This is a genomic window from Synechococcus sp. BS56D (assembly GCF_004332405.1).
GTDB lineage: Bacteria > Cyanobacteriota > Cyanobacteriia > PCC-6307 > Cyanobiaceae > Synechococcus_C.
The window spans coordinates 319185-336261 of the sequence record NZ_PHQU01000001.1 but is presented as its reverse complement, the minus strand read 5'-3'; the positions used below and the strand labels follow the sequence as shown (position 1 = coordinate 336261).

Genomic DNA, 17077 nt, shown 5'->3' with positions numbered 1-17077 from the left:
GCGGCAACTTTGACGCGACTCGGCATGTCCGGTTTGATGCTGCAAACCCGCGTGGAAGCCAACGTGCGTTGAGGCGGAGCCTGATCGCCAGCCATGGAAAAGCCCATGCCGCGCTATGTGAGCAGGCGACATGGGCGATGGCCTCGATTGATCCTGGCTTTCAGGTCTGAGGGAAGGCTGAGGTGTGCGCCCCTCAGGTCAGGGGCGCAACGGGGGTGGGAGCGGGTTCAGGCTCGGGCTCTTCCCCGTTCTGAGGAACACCGCGTAGCGTGAGGTTGATGCGGCCGCGATTGTCGATTTCGCGGACGCGCACGGTGACCTCGTCGCCCACTTTCACCACGTCTTCCACCTTCTCCACCCGAGCTTCGGAGAGCTGGGAGATATGGATCATGCCCTCCTTGCCGGGGAGGATCTCCACGAAGGCACCGATCGGAATGATCCGGGTGATGGCGCCGCTGAACACCTCGCCCTCGTTCACTTTGCGTGTAAGGCCCTCGATGATCTTCTGGGCTTCTTCAGCGGCAGCTCCGTCGTGGGAGGCGATGGTGACAATGCCGCTGTCTTCGATGTCGATCTTGGTGTTGGTGCGCTCGGTGATGCCCTTGATCGTGCGACCACCAGGTCCGATCACCGTGCCAATCAGCTCAGGATCGATGCGGAAGCTGAGCAGACGTGGCGCGTGGGGAGAGAGGCCCTCCCGTGGCGTGTCGATCGCCTCCATCATTTTTTCGAGGATGTGCAGACGGGCCGGGCGTGCCTGATTCACCGCTTCGGCGATGGTGTTCACGGCCAGACCGGTGATCTTCATGTCCATCTGCAGGGCGGTGATGCCCTTGTCGGTGCCGGCCACCTTGAAGTCCATGTCGCCGAGGAAATCCTCGATGCCCTGGATGTCGGTGAGGATGCGCACCTCATCGCCTTCCTTGATCAGACCCATGGCCGCGCCGCTCACCGGGGCCTTGAGCGGAACGCCGGCGTCCATTAGGGCGAGGGTGCTGCCGCAGACGGAGCCCATGGAGGTGGAGCCGTTGGAGCTCAGCACCTCGCTCACCACTCTCACCACATAAGGGAAGGTGTCCTTGGCGGGCAGCACGGGGATGATGGCCCGCTCCGCGAGAGCGCCGTGGCCGATCTCGCGGCGGCCTGGGGAGCGCATCGGCTTGGTCTCACCGACGGAATAGGGGGGGAAGTTGTAGTGATGCAGATAGGTTTTTTCGGTGCTCGGGTTGAGATCGTCCATCTCCTGGGCATCGCTGGGGGTGCCGAGGGTGGCGGTGGAGAGCACCTGGGTCAGCCCACGCTGGAAGAGCCCGGAACCATGCACGCGCTTGGGCAGCACTCCTGCAGCGGCGGTGATCGGACGCACCTGGTCGAGGCTGCGGCCGTCCACGCGCTTGCCATCCTTGAGGATCTGCTGGCGCATCAGCTTCTTGGTGAGGGCCTTGAAGCTGGTAGGCAGTGCCTTGCCGTTAGCGCTCACGGCCAGCCGCACCGGGTCATCGTCCTTGAGGCCTTGGATCGTTTCGGCTGTGGATGCCTTGATCGCATCGAGCTTCTCGTCCCGTTCGCCCTTGGTTTGCTCAAACTGCTTGAGCACTTCACCAATGGCCTTGCTGCACTGCTTCTCCAGATAAGTGGGAAGTGTGCTGTCCTGTTCGGGGGCCGGAGGGATGACCTGCTCGATCCCGGCCTGCTTGAGAATGTCCTGCTGGGCTTTGATCAGTTCACAGACAGCCTCGTAGCCGAAGTCGATGGCTTCGATCACATCCTGTTCAGGCAGCTGGTTGGCTCCCGCTTCCACCATCACCACACCTTCGGGCGTTCCGGCCACGACCAGATCGAGATCACCGCGCTCGATCTCCCGATAACTGGGGTTGAGCACGAAGTCATCGCCGAGCAGCCCCACGCGCACCGCTGCCATGGGTCCATGGAATGGGATTCCGGCCAGCAGGGTCGCCATCGAGGCCCCAGTCACCGCGAGCACATCAGCAGGTACCCGCTCATCCAGAGACATGCAGGTGGCAACGATCTGCAGGTCGTCACGGAGCCAGCCCGGGAAGAGGGGCCGCATCGGTCGGTCGATCAGCCGGGAGATCAGCGTGGCCCGCTCAGGAGGGCGGCCTTCACGACGCATGAAGCTTCCAGGGATGCGACCGGCGGCATAGAGCCTTTCCTCGTAATCGCAGATCAGCGGAAGGAAATCAATTCCTTCGCGGCCGGCAGAGCGCGTCGCCGTCACCAGCACTGAGGTGTCGCCGCACTCGATCATCACCGAGCCGCCGGCTTGGGGGGCAAAACGCCCTGTCGTCAGTCGAATCTCCCGTCCGTCAAAGGAGATCGACTGGGTTTGTCCTTGCACGTGTGTTTATGTCTTTCTGTCAACCGTCATTCTGTCATTTGACGTGAACGACTGGCCATAAAAAAGGAGGCAACACGTTGCCTCCTGTGCATCAGCAGTGAACAAAATCACCAGCTGGACTTGACCACGCCAGGAAGTTCACCCTTGTGGGCCCGTTCCCGCAGTTGGTTGCGGCACAGACCGAAATCGCGATAGACGCCCCTGGGCTTGCCGGTGGCCCAGCAGCGATTGCGCATGCGGGTGGGGGCACTGTTGCGTGGCAGGGCCTGGATCTTGCGATGGATTTCCAGACGCTCCATGGGGTCGGCTGCCTTGTCGAAGGCTTCCATCAGTGCCGCACGCTTCGCCGCATAGCGCTCGACCATTTTCTTCCGCTTCACATCGCGGGCGATCATCGACTTCTTAGCCATGCGGGCGAGATAAACGGGCGAACTAATCCACAACCTTACCTTGTGGCCGGTCGCGCATGGCTCAACGGCCGCTGAGCTGCTGCACAAGGGGCAGCTGGCTGGTGTCACGCACGATCAGCACCAGGCTCAGGCCCAGCAGCAGCAGCAGGCCTGATTGCATCACGGCCATCTGGAAACGCTCAGGCAGCGGGCGGCCTCGCACAGCTTCAAGCAGAAGGAACACCAGTTGACCTCCGTCGAGCAGGGGCAAGGGCAGGGCGTTCAGCACGGCCAGGTTCACAGAGATCAGGGCGGTGAACAGCACAAGCCCCCCCTGGCCCTGGCTGCTGAGCTGGGCTCCCATCTCAACGATCTTCACCGGGCCACTCACCTGCTGGGCGGTCTGACCAAAGTGGGTCACCAGTCCGCCGTAGCCCGCCACGGTGCTGCGAAGCAGGCCGGTGAATTCACCGCTGCCAAAGCGGATCGCCTCAAGCGGACTCCTCGCCGGGCGCAGGCTGCCCATGCGATTCACCTGCAGCTGAGCGCCGATCCGCCCCAGGCCATCACGATCCTCTGGGATCAGGACCAGGGTCTGCTCAGAGTCCGCATCGCGACGGGTCAGCAGTTTCAAGGACTGACCAGGTTCACTTTGGATCCGATCCACCAGAGTCTGGACAGCGTCCTGGCCGGGGCCGAGGGGCTGGTCATTCAGTCGCAGAATCCTGTCGCCAGCCTTGAGGCCTGACTTGGCGGCCGCTTCCCCTGGCTGCACTGCCACCACGAGGACCCCTGGATCCGGGTCGGCGGGAAGTCCGGCGAAGGCCGACTGGCCCACCAGCAGCAGCCAGGCCAGAGCCAGATTGGCCAGCACTCCAGCGCTGATCACCAGGACCCGTTGGGGAATCGGACGGTTGCGCAACAGATCCGGGTCATCCGCTGGGATTGGGCTGTCCTCCTCGTCGTCCGGGAAGGACACGAAACCGCCCAGAGGAAGCAAGCGCAGCGCGTAGGTCACGCCACGAATCTGTCGCTTGATCAGGGCCGGACCGAAGCCCACCGAAAAGCCATTGACGCGGATGCCTTGGCCCACGGCCGCCAAGAAATGGCCTGCTTCATGGATCACCACCAGGAGGCCCAGGGCGATCAGAGCTGCAAGAACGTTCACACCGCCTTGGTCAATCGGGTCATTCTGGCTGGAGATGCTCGCGACCGAAGTACGGCACGAGCGCGGCCGGTAGTTTCACGCTGCCGTCGCTCTGCTGGCCGTTCTCCAGAAGCGCCGCCATCGTGCGCCCGATTGCCAGGCCGCTGCCATTGAGCGTGTGCACCAGACGGGTGTTCTTGTCTTCTTTGGTGCGGATCGAGGAGCGCCGTGCCTGGAAATCGCTGCAGACGCTGCAACTGGAAATCTCTCGGTAGGCGCCTGCACCAGCAAGCCAAACCTCCAGGTCGTAGGTGCGTGCCGCTGAGAAACCGAGATCGCCGGTGCAGAGCTCCAGTACCCGGTAGGGAAGCTCAAGGGCCTGCAGGACCGCCTCGGCATCGGCGGTGATCTGGGCGTGGGCCTCCGCTGAATGGTCGGGGTGGGCGAACCAGTAGAGCTCCACCTTGTTGAACTGGTGCAGGCGGATCAGTCCCCGGGTATCCCGGCCGTAGCTGCCTGCCTCACGGCGGAAGCAGGGGCTGTAGGCCACATAACGCAGCGGCAGTTGGTCTGCCGGGATGATTTCGTCTCGATGCAGGGAGGTCACCGGCACCTCTGCGGTGGGCGTCAGCCAGAGGTCATCGTCAGCGCAGCGGAAGCTCTCCTCCGCAAACTTGGGGAGCTGTCCCGATCCCGTGAGGCTGGTGGTGTTGACCAGCACGGGTGGCAACACCTCCCGATACCCCTTGCTGGTGTGGAGATCCAGCATGAAGTTGATCAGGGCCCTTTCCAGGCGCGCCCCCTGGCCGAACAGGGTGACGAACCGGCTTTGGGCAATACGTACCGAGCGCTCCGTGTCGAGCAGTCCGAGCCGATCAGCAATCGCCCAATGCTCCTCCAGTCCGCTCTGCTCTCGCGGGGTGCCCCAGCGACGCACCTCGCGGTTGTCGTTCTCATCACGCCCATCTGGGCAGTCGGGTGAGGGCAGGTTGGGCAGGGTGAGCAGCTGATCCCGCAGGCGGGTATTCAGTTGCTTCTCCTCGTCTTCGAGCACCGCAACCTTTTGCTTGATCGCATTGCCCTGCTGACGCAGCTCCGCGACCTCCTCGCCTTTGGGGTCAGCCCCACCTTTGATCCGCAGGCCAACCTCTTTGCCGATGCGGTTGCCTTCAGCTTGAAGGGAACTGCGCTGCTCCTCGAGATCCCGCTGTTGCTGGGCGATCAACTGCAGACCGGTGAGGTCCACATCCATGCCCCGCCGACCGAGCTCCCGGGCGATCAGGTCGGGGTTGTCACGCACCAAGCGCTGATCGAGCACGGCGGTTGAGGAACTGGCGCCGGCAGCCTAGGTGCTGGTGCTCAGAGGACCTGGCCGACCATCACGGCTGCGACGGCGGAAAAGAGGGTGATTCCCAGGGCGGTGATCGGGTTTTGACCTTGGGCGACAGCCACAGTGGTGATTACGCCGGCTCCCAGGCAGGCCACAGCTAGCTGGCTGGTGAGATCGCTCGAACGGTTCAAGGCCCTTCTGTCGGTATTGCAGCGAACTTACGGAGCGTGTTGGAGGCTGTCCTGCCGCGTCTGAGGCTTCGTTACGCCGCGTCAGGCTTCTTCACCCTGCGCAACATGCAAAGAAGCTCCCTGGCTGGATGCGGCCCGGGCCCGGCCGCTGCTGGCCCAGCGCTGCAGGGCATCCAGCTGCTCCCGTGCCGTTCTTGAGAGAGGAACCAGCTGGTTTGCGGCACGAATTAGATCGCTTTCCGCCAGCTCCCGCCGTTCGGCGAAGGCAAGGTGCATCGCCTCGATCACCGTCTGTTCGAGTTCGGCTCCCGAATAGCCCTCCGTGCGATCGACCACGGTCTGGAGCGGCAGGGTCAGGCCAGGCCGGCGGCGCTCCACATGCAGGGTCAGGATGCTGCTCCGCTCTTCGACTCCGGGCAGATCCAGCAGGAAGATCTCATCGAAACGCCCCTTGCGCAGCAGCTCGGGCGGCAGACGATCGACCGCATTGGCCGTGGCGACCACGAACACCGCCGATCGTTTCTCCGCCATCCAGGTGAGCACCGTCGCCAGCACCCGCTGACTGGTGCCTCCATCGCTGCGGGCATCACCGCCGAAGCCCTTGTCGATTTCGTCAATCCAGAGCACGCACGGGGCCATGGCCTCCGCTCGCTGAATCGTTTCGCGTGTGCGTGCTTCGCTGGCGCCCACCAGGCCGGCGAAGAGCCGCCCGACATCAAGGCGCAGCAGCGGCATTGCCCAGCTGTGGGCAATGGCCCTGGCCGTGAGTGACTTGCCCGTTCCCTGAGGCCCCACCAGCAGCACGCCCCGGGGCAAGGGCAGGCCGAAGCGTCTGGCTTCATCGCTGAAGGCCTGATGGCGCTGCTCAAGCCAGTGCTTCAAGGCATCGTGCCCACCGATGTCGGCTGGATCGGCGTCCGTATGGCAAAACTCGAGCACTTCGCTGCGGGCCAGGCAGCGTCGCTTCTCCTCCAGCACATCGTCCAAGTCGAGACGGCTCAGTTGCCCCCGCTGGGCCAAGGCCCTTGCCGCCACATGGCGCACCCTGGCCTCTGTGAGGCCACTGCAGGCATGGGTGAGCTCTTCAAGCACCGCGTCATCCAGTCCCTGACCACCCGCCCTGGCGATCGACTGGAGCAGGGTCTTGATCTCCTCCTCCCGCGGGAGGGGGAGATCAAGAAGCGTGAGGCATTCCTCCAGCTCCGCCGGCGGCGACCAGGCTCCGCTGCAAAGCACCAGGGTGTGGGGGCGTTCCCTCAGGCCGACGGCCAGATTGCGAAGCATTCGGGCGATGCCGGGGTCGTCGCAGAAGCGATGAAAGTCTTTGAGCAGCAGCAGGGTTGGTCGACTTGCCTCCAGATCTTGCAGCCACTGGAGTACAGCCATCGGCTGCCGGGCTCCGGTGCCTTCCTGGTTGAGGGCTCCTTGCAGTCCGCTGATGAAATCCCAGCGGCTGAGCTGCCGCCCAGGGAGCCGTTGAACCACGCTGGCGAGTAGCGCCTGAACCCGCTCTTCTTCCGTGCTGCGGATCCAGATCAGGGGCGTACCTGCCCGGATCAGCAGGTCGAGCTGATCACTCCATTCAGGAAGCATCGTCGTCTCCGCCCGCCAGTTGCTTTAGGGCCTGCCATCGAGGATCGATCGCTCCCTGGCCGAGGGCCCCGCTGCTGGCGTCCGTGCTGCTGGGGTCTGTGCTCTGGGTGTTCGTTGACGCACCAGGCATGCCTGGACACTCTGCACCACAACGGTTGACCACCGGGAGCTGCAGGCTGAGCTGCTCAAACACCCAGCGCTCGGGTTCAAAATGGCTGCGGGGATCAAGGGATTCCACGAGTCCCTCTGGGGCATCCATGTCCAGACCGGCCTCGGTCATCGCGTCGGCACTTGGCTCGGCACCAAGCCAGATCAGTTCTTTGACCTCTGCGCTCAGGCGATGGTTGAACTGACCAAGGCAACGGTCACAACAGAGGGTCACAATCGTTTCGAGGGAGCCCTCCACCTCAAGAACGTTGCCGCGATGCTCGGCCTGAAGGTGCCCCCTCACGGGAGTCAGGCTGGGCAGATCGTCGAGACTGCCCTCCACAGTCCATTCCTTCGCGACTCCAAGGGCCTGAAGTTCACGCAGGGGGATGGGCTCGAGCCCTGGGATCATTTGCTCCTGGGCTCGAAGGGAAGACGACCCGCCTGACCGGCAGAGCCAGAGGCCCCCGCAGTGGCGGTCGATGCCTGCTGACGCAGCTGATCATCGAGGATCGTCTGCAGGTTCTCGGGCAGGGTTTCGCGGGTGAGCAGAAAGGTCTGCGCCGCTTGGAAGATATTGGCGATGACCATGTAAAGCAGGACGCCCGCCGGCAAGGGGAAGAACAGGAACATGCCAGTGATCATCACCGGTGTGATCTTGTTGGCGGTGGCCTGCTGGGGGTTGGCGGGCATGCCCATGCCTGAGAGCAGCTGGGATGCAAACAGGCTGAGGCCGAAGGCTCCAACAAGGATTGCGATATCCCAGTTGATTGCGCCATCGGTGTAGAAGCCCACCTGGCCTAACGCTTTGATGAAGAGGAAACCGCTCCGGGCTGCCAGGCCAGGAATCTTTCCTTCAACCGTGGCATCACCCGCGGCAAGGGCTGTGATCGTTCCATCCTGAGACACCGAAACGATCGAATCGCCCTTGGTCACCGACCAGGTTGGAAGGAACGTCTGTCCGTTCTCAACGCCGCTGAGAACTTTGCTGAAGCTTTCTCCGCTCTTTGTTTGCAGCTGGATCGTGGCTGACTCACCCTCACCGAGCTTCGTGCCTCCAGGCAGGCTGGCGATCACCGGCACGTGGTCGGTTTCGCTGATGAAGATCGAGTGGCTGGCGCTGTTGAAGGGCTTCGGTTCCACAGCAGCGATCTGCTCTGCCGGCAGCACCTTCAGATTCAGGGTGTAGGGCACATCCGCGAACGGTGATCCCCGCAGGGTCGCGAACAGGGCGAACAGAATCGGCATCTGCACCAGCAGGGGCAGGCACCCCGCAAGCGGGCTGCCGAACTCCTTCATCAGTTTTCCAAGTTCTTCCTGCTGCTTCTGGGGGTTGTTGGCGAAGCGCGACTTGATTTCGGCTTGTCGCTTCTGCATCACCGGTTGGGCAATGCGCATGCGCCGGGCGCTGCGGATTGAACCGGCGCTCAGTGGGAAGAGGGCCAGGCGGATCACCACCGTGAGCGCCACGATCGCCAGGCCGTAGCTCGGAACCAATCCATAGAAGAAATCCAGGATCGGGATCAGCAGGTTGTCGGAGATGTACCCGATCACGTTGGTTCAGTCCTTGGGGAGGGGCAAAACGTGCTGCCAGTGTGCAACAGCGGCAGCGGATTGTTGGAGCTCAGGCAGCGAAGCCCTTGGCATCCTCGCTCTTGTCAGCGGTGCTGCGCGTTTGGATGCGCTGCAGCACATAGGCCTCTGCCTCGCGGAACCGCGGTACGGAACGCATCTCGAGGCGGGAGCCATCGTTGAGCACCAGCACCATGTCGCCCCAGGCTCCAAATCCGCGGGGCACGCTGCGCACCTCCCGAATCTGGCTGTAGACCACCTGACTGCGGTCGCGGCCCATCCAGCCACCGCTGACGGAGATTCTGCGACTGGTGATCGTGAAGCGCAGCCAGAGGGCCCGCACCACAGCCCCAACGGCAAAGGGCAGGCCGATCAGGGTGAGGCCGAATAGGAGATTGATGAGGAGATCTCCCCGGGCGGGACCACCCTCGTAGAAGGTCTCTTCGGACAGGGAGGCGGTCATGGCAGCAGGCCGGCGTTCTTGAGCAATCTGTCGCATTCTTCTAGCAGCGGGGCTTCGAGGAGCTGGACTCCCGGTCGCAGACTGATCAGCAGCCATTGGTCACCCTGCTCAGCGGCCTGTTCAAGCCGTCTACGCAGGTGCTCGTGGAGGCGGCGTCTCAGCTTGTTTCGCACCACGGAACGCTTGCTGACCTTGTTGCTGATCACGACGGCACAGCGGCATCGACACGACTCAGGTGCCTGCCGTTCCCAGCGTTGGAGCACTGGATTCAGCAATCTGGGTTCGGCTTGCACGACGCGGAGCACCATGTGCTCGCCATCAAGACGTCGACCGCGTCGGTGCAGACGGTTGAAGCAGCGGTGGCCCCGCAGGCGCATGGGTGCCGGCAGAACCATCGCTCAGCGGTTCCTCAGACCGAGACCCGCGCCCGACCACGCTTGCGGCGGCTGCGGATCACGCGGCGGCCGGTGTGGGTACGCATGCGAACACGGAAGCCGGAGACGCGCTTGCGCTTACGGCTGGTGCCGCCGAGTGTTCTCTTGGTCATGGATTTTTGGCGCCCGGCCTGTCGTCAATTCGATAATTTATCAGCCGGGATGCCTGGGTCAGTCGATATCGATGACCCAGCTGCCCAGGTAGCCAGCCACGGGGACGTCTCCCGGAGCCTGGGCGAGGGCATTGAACTGGAACATGCCACTGCGGTTCGGATTGAAGATGTTCATCACCACCGCGTAGGTCCCGCCAGTCGGGATGGGGGTGTCAGGGAACACCTCGATGGCCGTCTGCTTCTCATTCACCTCGAACACCGCTGGCAGCTTCTCCTTGCAGCGGCTTCGCGAAAGCATGCCGCCAAGTTCCATGCGACAGAGAACCAGGTCGTCAGGTGTGATTTTTGAGTTGAAGTAGTCGGGCACCGAGATGCTGAGCTTGAGGATCGCTGTCTTGCGGTCCTTCGGACGGAGCATCATGAAGTACTCCGCTCTCTCCAGCTGCCTCGTGGAGCTCTGGAAGTAATAGAGCTTTCTGAAGTCACGGCTGTCGTCCCAGCGAAATTCAAGCAGGGCCGGCGTTCCTTGAGCTTGAACCTGTCGTGAAGCTGTGGCGTCCAGGAGCGAAGCTCCCCCGAGAAGCCCTGCGGCTGCAACACCGCTGGCGAGGCCGAAGCCCCCAAGGGCCTGTCGAAGGGGAGTCATGAATCGGTTGTGCATCGGGAAGCGGATGGCGACGGCCATCGGCGGAGGTCATGAAATCGATTGTCCTGAGCTTGACCGCGGGAACGACGATCCCTGGGCCGGCCCTGGAGCTGTCAGTTGTGACCGGATCGGTCTGGTCGCAGCCGACTGGCCTCGCCGAGATAGGCATGGCAAGGCGTCTGCTCGGCTGGTAGCCACACGTGAGCCAGAAGGCGAATGCAGCGGGCTAGATCCCCCTGAACCGCCATCTGCTGGCAGTCGAGCAGAGCAACGCTGTCCCAGCCGGCATGGCGCCGGGCGATGGCTGCGGGAAAACAGGCGTCGAGATCGGCGGTCACCGAGAAGGTGACCGACACGATCTGGTCAGGGGAGAGCCGGTTGCGTTCCACCATCGCCGACACCAACTCCTGCACCGAGGCCTCGATGGCCGCAACGGTGTTGGCCGGGCAGGTGGTCGCTCCACGCAGCCCTTGCAATCGCAGTGATTCGCTCATGGGCGATACAGCCAGAGGGCCTGGCCGCAGAGCAGAAGTTCGCTTTCCAGCGCCGACCCCAGGCGGCTGAGCAATTCGGATCCTGGGAGCAGCCCCGTCAGTTGCTTGCGCGGTTTGCCGAGGGTCACTGGTCGACAGTCCTCATCCAGGTCGGCCAGTTCCGCTGCGATTCTTCGGGCCGCCTCCTCATCACCCAAGGCATCCACCAGACCGAGTGCCTTCGCTTGGGCGCCGCTGAACACCCGTCCATCAGCGAAGCTGCGCACCACTGACGGCTCGAGATTTCGACCCTGTGCCACGGCCTCCACGAACTGGTCGTAGCTGCTGTCAATCAGCTCCTGCAGTAGCTGTCGTTCCTCACTGCTGAGAGCGCGATCAGGGGACAGGATGTCTTTGAAGGCACCACTTTTGACCGTCTCGAAGCGGATTCCGATCCGTTCCAGGAGCTTGGAGAGATTGTTGCCTCGAAGAATTACGCCGATGGAGCCGGTGATCGTGCCTGGATTGCTCACGATCGTTTCCGCGGCCACTCCGACATAGACCCCACCGGAGGCGGAGATGTTGCCAAAGCTGGCCACCACACGGCAGCCCTTTTCCCGCAGACGCAGCAGCGCCGCATGGATCTCCTGGCTGTCGCCCACCGTGCCTCCAGGGCTGTCGATCCGCAGCAGCAGGGCGGGAAATTCCCTCTTCTCCACCTCGCGAAGAGCCTTCAGCACACGCCGTCGCGTGGTGGCCGCAATGGGGCCCTCGATGGCAATCCGCGCCATCCGTCGGCGGGATTTGCGGCGCCAAGGCCAGACCATATGCGTCATCCGTTGTCGTTCGGATCTTAAAAAGGAGCCTGCTGGATGGCCCCATGGTTTCCCTCCGCCTCGGGCTATTGCTGGTCTTGCCCTTTGCTCTTTGGGGCACGGCGATGGCCGCGATGGCGCCCCTCCTCGATTCAGGAGGGCCATTGTTGGTGGCGGCGCTGCGTTTGCTGCCGGCTGGGGTCGCCCTGTTGCTGAGTCTCCCCTTCCTCGGGGCCTCCCTTCGGGTGGCGCCCGCCGATCTGGGCTGGTTTCTGCTTTTCACATTGGTGGATGCCACCGTCTTTCAGTTCTGCCTGGCCCGTGGACTCGCAGGCACCGGTGCCGGTCTCGGCTCCGTGCTGATCGATTCCCAGCCTCTGATGGTTGCCCTTCTGGCCAGGGCTCTCTTTGCCGAGGCGATCAATCCCGTCGGCTGGATCGGATTGCTGCTGGGTCTCGCAGGGATCCTCTGTTTGGGTGTCCCGGCTGAGCTTCTCCACCATTGGTGGTTGCTCGGTGCCTCGGTTCCCGCCTCCGGACTGCTGGATGGCGGGGCGCTCTGGATGCTGGCGGCGGCCGTGGCCATGGCCCTGGGCACCGTTCTGAGTCGTTTCGCTTGCCGCGACAGTCACCCCGTCACCGTGACCGGTTGGCACATGATTCTTGGGGGGATCCCTCTGCTGCTCTTTCATGCTGCCGATGCCGGCCGCCCCTTTCTCCCGCCTTGGACTCTTCCCCAGTGGGGGCTGATGGCTTACGCAAGTCTTCTGGGTAGTGCCCTGGCCTACGGGCTCTTTTTCTGGTTTGCCACCCGCCGAGAGCTCACAGGTTTCACCACCCTCGGCTTCCTCACCCCCGTGTTTGCTCTCATCTCCGGTGGACTCTGGCTCCAGGAGCGGCTCGAACCGCTTCAGTGGGTGGGTGTGATGCTCGTGCTGCTCTCCGTTGTGTTGGTCAGTCAGCGCCGTCGTCTTTGGGAGCCTCTTAGCCCCGCGCCCCTCGTTTCAACCGGAGAGTCCGGCTGATGGCCAGCGTTCCCCGCGATCTCGTGCTCGTCAGCACCCCGATCGGTTATCTCGGCAGTGGGCGGGGCGGAGGCGTGGAGCTCACCCTGGCCTCCTTGACCCAGGGCCTGCAGGCGCGTGGCCATCGCCTCACGCTGGTCGCACCTGAGGGTTCGTCTCTCCCAGCGGGTTGTGACGGCGTGGCTCTGCATACCGTTGCCGGCGGAGACCAGCCCAGCTGGCAGCACGCTGATGCCGACGGCCCCGTGCTGATTCCCCCCGATGCCGTGCTGCCCCGTCTCTGGGAGAGGGCCCTCGCGCTCGGGGAGGAGGCCGATGCCGTGCTCAATTTCAGCTACGACTGGTTGCCGTTGTGGCTCACTCCCCGAGTTCAGCCAAGGATTTTTCATCTGATCAGCATGGGGTCCGTGGCCCGGGTCATGGACCAGTTGGTCGCAGACCTGGCTTGCTGGGATCAACGACGGCTTGCCTTCCACACCCATCGCCAGGCGGCCGATTTCAGCTTGCCGGCAGTGGCGCAGGTGGTCGGCAATGGCTTTGATCTCAGCCGTTATCAGTTCCAGCCCGAAGCCGGGGGGGCCTTGGGCTGGGCAGGGCGGGTCGCGCCTGAAAAAGGACTGGAGGATGCTGCTGCAGTGGCTGCTGCCCTGCAGGAGCCACTGCAGGTGTGGGGTGTGGTCGAGGATCCCGCCTATGCCGCCCGTGTGGAACGTGCTGTGCCGCCCGGCACGATCGTTTGGCGTGGTTTCCTGCCGACGGCAGAACTCCAGAAGGAGCTGGGGCGTTGCCGGGCCCTGATCAACACGCCCAAATGGAATGAGGCCTACGGCAACGTGGTGGTTGAGGCACTCGCCTGCGGAGTGCCAGTGGTGGCCTATGACCGCGGGGGGCCAGGAGAACTTCTGCAGAACGGAGTGACGGGCTGGTTGGTGCCTCCCGACGATCGCGACGCGTTGTTGGCCGCGACTCGAAAGGTCGATGCAATCGATCGCCAGGCTTGCCGACGCTGGGTTGAGGCCCATGCCAGTCAGGCCGTGTTCGCCGAGCGGGTGGAGCAATGGCTGGATCTCACCCTTGCGGCAGGGGATGGCAGCATCTCTCGATGCCCATGACCCCTTCGGCAGTGTCGCCAACCCCCACGCCGCGGCTCTCGCCTCGTCAATGCCGTCGCGGCCTGCTGCTGGTTCTGGCCCTCGGGCTGCTCCTCTGCGTCTGGCAGCTTGGTGGCACTGGCCTTGTGGATGAAACGCCGCCTTTATTCGCCGCCTCTGGGCGGGCCATGGCCCGCACCGGCGACTGGTTGACGCCCCGGGTGAATGGCTTGCCGCGCTTCGACAAGCCTCCTCTTGTGTACTGGCTGATGGGTCTTGGTTATGCCCTTCCAGGGCAGGCTCAGTGGGACTCTCTCGGTACCTGGGCCGCGCGCTTGCCTTCGGCACTGGCGACCATCGCGGCCATGCTCATGCTCGCCGATACGGTGATGGGGCATCCACAGGCTGGGGATGCGCAGCCGCGTCGTACCGCTGTTGCGGTTGCTTTGGCCTTCGCGCTCTCGCCCCTGGTGCTCCTCTGGAGCCGCACGGCCGTCAGTGATGCCCTGCTCAGCGGCACCCTCGCTGTCAGCCTGCTTTGTCAGTGGCGCTGTCATGTCACTGGCGGTCGTCGCTGGTGGCTTGCCTGGGTGGTGCTGGGCTTCGCGGTTCTGACCAAAGGCCCGGTTGCCGTGGTGCTGAGCGGACTCACCCTCGGACTGTTTGCGTTTTTGCGTCGCGATCTCCCCTCCCTCTGGAGACAGCTGCGCCCCCTACCCGGTCTCTTGATCACCGCCCTGATCAGCGTGCCCTGGTACGTCGCGGAACTGGTGGTGGAGGGGCAGCCCTTTTGGGACAGTTTTTTCGGCTATCACAATCTCCAGCGTTTCACCTCCGTGGTGAATGACCACCTCCAGCCCTGGTGGTTTTTTGGTCCGGTGATGTTGATTGCCGCCCTCCCCTTCACACCGCTTCTGCTTCTCGGGCTATGGCAGGTCATTCCCCGCCAGGTTCTGCGTCGTTCTGACGCCCGCCCCGACCAGACGCTCCAGGCTTTTGCTGCCTGCTGGCTGCTGTCGGTGCTGCTGTTGTTTACGTCGGCCGCCACCAAGCTGCCCAGCTACTGGTTGCCAGCGACCCCCGCAGCTGCCTTGCTCATCGTTCTCTCTCTGCGGGCCGCCCCCACGCGCTCCCGGTCCGCTCAGTGGTGGGCCTGGATCGCTGCTGTCGGACTCACCCTGGTGTTGGCGGCGGGTCTCTGGGCATCGCCCCTCTGGGTTCCGCTGATCCAGGATCCGGAGATGCCCACCCTGCCTGCAGAGTTGCTGGCCAGCGGTCTCGTGTTACGGGCAGCGGTCTGTTTCAGCGTCGCCGCCCTTCTCGGGCTTTGGTTGGCCCGCCGTACGCCTGTTTCTGAGGGATTGCTGGCGATGCAGGGTCCCCTGGTGGTGTTTCAGCTGGTGGCCCTGTTGCCGATGATTTTCCTCGGGGACCGGGTGCGTCAGCTTCCCGTTCGCGAGGCTGCGGCGGAGATGCTCAGGCAGCAGCGTCAGCAGCCCCAGGAGCCGTTGGCGATGGTGGGAGCCATGAAGCCATCCCTGCACTTTTACACCGGTCAGGTGGTTGTCTATGAGGGCCGATCAATAGGTGCCCTGGTGAACCTGGCGGACCGGTTGCGATTCGAGCAGCGGCGAGGCTGGAGCGGCACGCCGGTCGAGCGCCCGACGGATCAACCCCCCGCCACCGTGCTAGTGCTGATCGATCAGGGCACCACCGAGCGGGAGCACTGGAGGGGCCTGGAGCCACAGATTTTGGGACGCTATGGAATCTTCCAGCTCTGGCGGGTCGAACGGCGCCGTCTGGAGCAGCGGGCCCGTCGCCTCGCGGCCGACGGCAACACCCCTGACTGGCGTCGCCCCAGGCCGGAGCGCTACTGATCGGTTGACGCGATCACTGGAGCGGCCAGTTCCAGACGTCGACAGAAGCCGCAATGCCCCCAGAGGGCCATCTCCCCGGCCGGAGCAGGGCTCTGGCAGCGGGGGCAGCGGGCCAGTCCATGCACATCGATGCGGCTGGGATGGCGTTGCCAGATCGCGTCCTCGCTTTCCAATTCGGCTCTTTGGGCCGGATGGTGCTGCTGGATGCGCAGGTCCTTGATGCTGTGCCCGGCACTACGCAGGGCTGCCATGAGCTGGGGCCGGCTGTACTGCAGGGCCTGTCGCCACTGGGGTTGGCTGGCTCCGATCGTCAGCAGACCGTTGTGTAGGGAGAGCGGCCTGCAATGCGGAGCCAACTGGGAACCTGCCAACCGGGGCCAGTCTTCCCAGATGGCAGCAAGGGATCCCTCCATCCGCCAGTGCCGCTGCAAGTCCTCCAGGCAGTTGGCGAGGGCTTGGGCCGGTGCTGGTGCAGGCGGCTGGAGCAGTTCGCCGCGGCCGAAACGGCGGCGCTGGGATTGGGGTGCTCTTGCCATGGGGTCATGCTAGTCAGCTCCCTCGCCTCCTCTCGCTAGCCTCCGGGGGCCGCCTCACTCGCTGCTCGTCCCAACCATGGGTTTATTTGACCGGCTCAGTCGTCTGCTGCGCGCCAACCTCAACGATCTGGTGAGCAAGGCGGAGGATCCGGTGAAGATCCTCGATCAGTCCGTGGCCGACATGCAGGCCGACCTGGTCAAGTTGCGCCAGGCGGTGGCGATGGCGATTGCGAGTCAGAAACGACTTCGCAACCAAGCAGAACAGGCTGAGTCTCAGGCCGTGACTTGGTACGAGCGGGCCGAGCTGGCCCTCAAGAAGGGCGAGGACGGTCTGGCTCGGGAGGCCCTCGCTCGACGCAAGACCTATCAAGAGACTGCGACGTCCCTCTCGGGCCAGCTGCAAGGCCAGGATGCCCAGGTGGAGACCCTCAAGAAGAGCCTGGTGGCACTCGAGGGCAAGATCGCCGAGGCGCGCACCAAAAAGGACATGCTCAAGGCCCGAGCCCAGGCGGCCCAGGCCCAGCAGCAGCTCCAAAGTGCCGTGGGCAATCTCGGCAGCAATTCCGCCATGGCTGCTTTCGAGCGCATGGAGGACAAGGTGCAGGCGATGGAGGCCAGCAGCCAGGCGGCTGCCGAGCTCGCCGGGGCCGATCTCGAGAGTCAGTTCGCCGCCTTGGAGGGCGGAAACGATGTTGACGACGAGCTTGCGGCTTTGCGGCAGCGGCTGGAGGGAGGTCCGGAGGCGGTGGCTCTGCCATCAGCCGAAGCGGCTCCTGCTGGTGTGGAGCCCGTGAAAGTTGAAGAGGTGGATGCAGAGCTCGAGGAGCTGCGTCGCTCGATCGACAAGCTCTGAGTCCCCATAGGATCAGAGCTATT

Annotated in this window: 19 protein-coding genes; 4 read left to right on the top strand and 15 right to left on the bottom strand. The window is 63.9% G+C overall.

All coding sequences use genetic code 11. From position 1 onward, the window contains the following. Window positions 1-193 precede the first annotated feature (193 nt). The 14 genes from CWE17_RS01915 to sppA form a co-directional block, all read right to left on the bottom strand. Window positions 194-2359: a polyribonucleotide nucleotidyltransferase gene (locus CWE17_RS01915; RefSeq protein WP_131454651.1), complete on the bottom strand. Its 2166-nt coding sequence runs from the start codon at window positions 2357-2359 to the stop codon at window positions 194-196. A 107-nt stretch (window positions 2360-2466) separates the two neighbouring features. Then, entirely contained in the window at window positions 2467-2769 is a 303-nt protein-coding gene (rpsN, locus tag CWE17_RS01910; protein WP_131454650.1) for a 30S ribosomal protein S14, read from the bottom strand. Between the two features lie 61 nt (window positions 2770-2830). Beyond that, on the bottom strand, window positions 2831-3916 hold the full coding sequence (gene rseP / locus CWE17_RS01905) for an RIP metalloprotease RseP (RefSeq protein WP_131454649.1): 1086 nt from the start codon (window positions 3914-3916) through the stop codon (window positions 2831-2833). A 19-nt stretch (window positions 3917-3935) separates the two neighbouring features. Then, window positions 3936-5213: a serine--tRNA ligase gene (gene serS, locus CWE17_RS01900; RefSeq protein WP_131454648.1), complete on the bottom strand. Its 1278-nt coding sequence runs from the start codon at window positions 5211-5213 to the stop codon at window positions 3936-3938. 41 nt (window positions 5214-5254) lie between these two features. Continuing rightward, on the bottom strand, window positions 5255-5416 hold the full coding sequence (locus tag CWE17_RS12190) for a hypothetical protein (RefSeq protein ID WP_164498732.1): 162 nt from the start codon (window positions 5414-5416) through the stop codon (window positions 5255-5257). 81 nt (window positions 5417-5497) lie between these two features. Beyond that, the gene (locus tag CWE17_RS01895) at window positions 5498-7009 is read right to left on the bottom strand and encodes an AAA family ATPase (protein WP_131454647.1); all 1512 of its coding nucleotides are present in this window, start codon (window positions 7007-7009) and stop codon (window positions 5498-5500) included. Continuing rightward, window positions 6999-7568 (bottom strand): DUF177 domain-containing protein, encoded by a 570-nt coding sequence (locus CWE17_RS01890; protein WP_131454646.1) that lies wholly within the window; start codon window positions 7566-7568, stop codon window positions 6999-7001. The genes CWE17_RS01895 and CWE17_RS01890 overlap by 11 nt, the downstream gene beginning before the upstream one ends. Beyond that, entirely contained in the window at window positions 7565-8710 is a 1146-nt protein-coding gene (gene yidC / locus CWE17_RS01885) for a membrane protein insertase YidC (protein ID WP_131454645.1), read from the bottom strand. Before yidC ends, CWE17_RS01890 begins: the two co-directional genes overlap by 4 nt. Window positions 8711-8780: 70 nt before the next feature. Next, window positions 8781-9191, bottom strand: a complete 411-nt coding sequence (locus tag CWE17_RS01880; protein WP_131454644.1) for a PH domain-containing protein — start codon at window positions 9189-9191, stop codon at window positions 8781-8783. Next, window positions 9188-9586: a ribonuclease P protein component gene (locus tag CWE17_RS01875; protein ID WP_131454643.1), complete on the bottom strand. Its 399-nt coding sequence runs from the start codon at window positions 9584-9586 to the stop codon at window positions 9188-9190. Before CWE17_RS01875 ends, CWE17_RS01880 begins: the two co-directional genes overlap by 4 nt. A 14-nt stretch (window positions 9587-9600) precedes the next feature. Continuing rightward, a complete protein-coding gene (gene rpmH / locus CWE17_RS01870; RefSeq protein WP_131454642.1) occupies window positions 9601-9738 on the bottom strand; it encodes a 50S ribosomal protein L34 in 138 nt (45 codons plus the stop codon). Window positions 9739-9796: 58 nt separating this feature from the next. Next, window positions 9797-10384, bottom strand: a complete 588-nt coding sequence (locus CWE17_RS01865; RefSeq protein WP_131454824.1) for a DUF2808 domain-containing protein — start codon at window positions 10382-10384, stop codon at window positions 9797-9799. Window positions 10385-10497: 113 nt separating this feature from the next. Further along, window positions 10498-10878, bottom strand: coding sequence for a chorismate mutase (gene aroH, locus CWE17_RS01860; protein WP_131454641.1), 381 nt, complete (start codon window positions 10876-10878; stop codon window positions 10498-10500). Then, window positions 10875-11684 carry a signal peptide peptidase SppA gene (gene sppA / locus CWE17_RS01855; RefSeq protein WP_131454823.1) on the bottom strand — a complete coding sequence of 270 codons (810 nt, stop codon included), beginning with the start codon at window positions 11682-11684 and terminating at the stop codon, window positions 10875-10877. The genes aroH and sppA overlap by 4 nt, the downstream gene beginning before the upstream one ends. A 53-nt stretch (window positions 11685-11737) precedes the next feature. Here sppA and CWE17_RS01850 point away from each other — a divergent pair, with 53 nt between their 5' ends. From CWE17_RS01850 to CWE17_RS01840, 3 genes are read left to right on the top strand one after another with little or no spacing between them, the layout of a single operon-like run. Then, window positions 11738-12697 carry a DMT family transporter gene (locus CWE17_RS01850; RefSeq protein WP_131454640.1) on the top strand — a complete coding sequence of 320 codons (960 nt, stop codon included), beginning with the start codon at window positions 11738-11740 and terminating at the stop codon, window positions 12695-12697. After that, complete coding sequence (locus CWE17_RS01845) at window positions 12697-13809, top strand: glycosyltransferase family 4 protein (protein WP_131454639.1); 1113 nt, start codon at window positions 12697-12699, stop codon at window positions 13807-13809. Before CWE17_RS01850 ends, CWE17_RS01845 begins: the two co-directional genes overlap by 1 nt. Then, on the top strand, window positions 13800-15665 hold the full coding sequence (locus tag CWE17_RS01840; protein ID WP_131454638.1) for a glycosyltransferase family 39 protein: 1866 nt from the start codon (window positions 13800-13802) through the stop codon (window positions 15663-15665). The genes CWE17_RS01845 and CWE17_RS01840 overlap by 10 nt, the downstream gene beginning before the upstream one ends. Here the strand turns inward: CWE17_RS01840 and CWE17_RS01835 are convergent. Further along, window positions 15659-16201: a DUF721 domain-containing protein gene (locus CWE17_RS01835; protein WP_131454637.1), complete on the bottom strand. Its 543-nt coding sequence runs from the start codon at window positions 16199-16201 to the stop codon at window positions 15659-15661. The genes CWE17_RS01840 and CWE17_RS01835 overlap by 7 nt on opposite strands. 76 nt (window positions 16202-16277) lie before the next feature. On the opposite strand from CWE17_RS01835, the gene CWE17_RS01830 reads away from it, so the two are divergent. Next, entirely contained in the window at window positions 16278-17054 is a 777-nt protein-coding gene (locus CWE17_RS01830; protein WP_131454636.1) for a PspA/IM30 family protein, read from the top strand. Window positions 17055-17077: the final 23 nt, after the last annotated feature.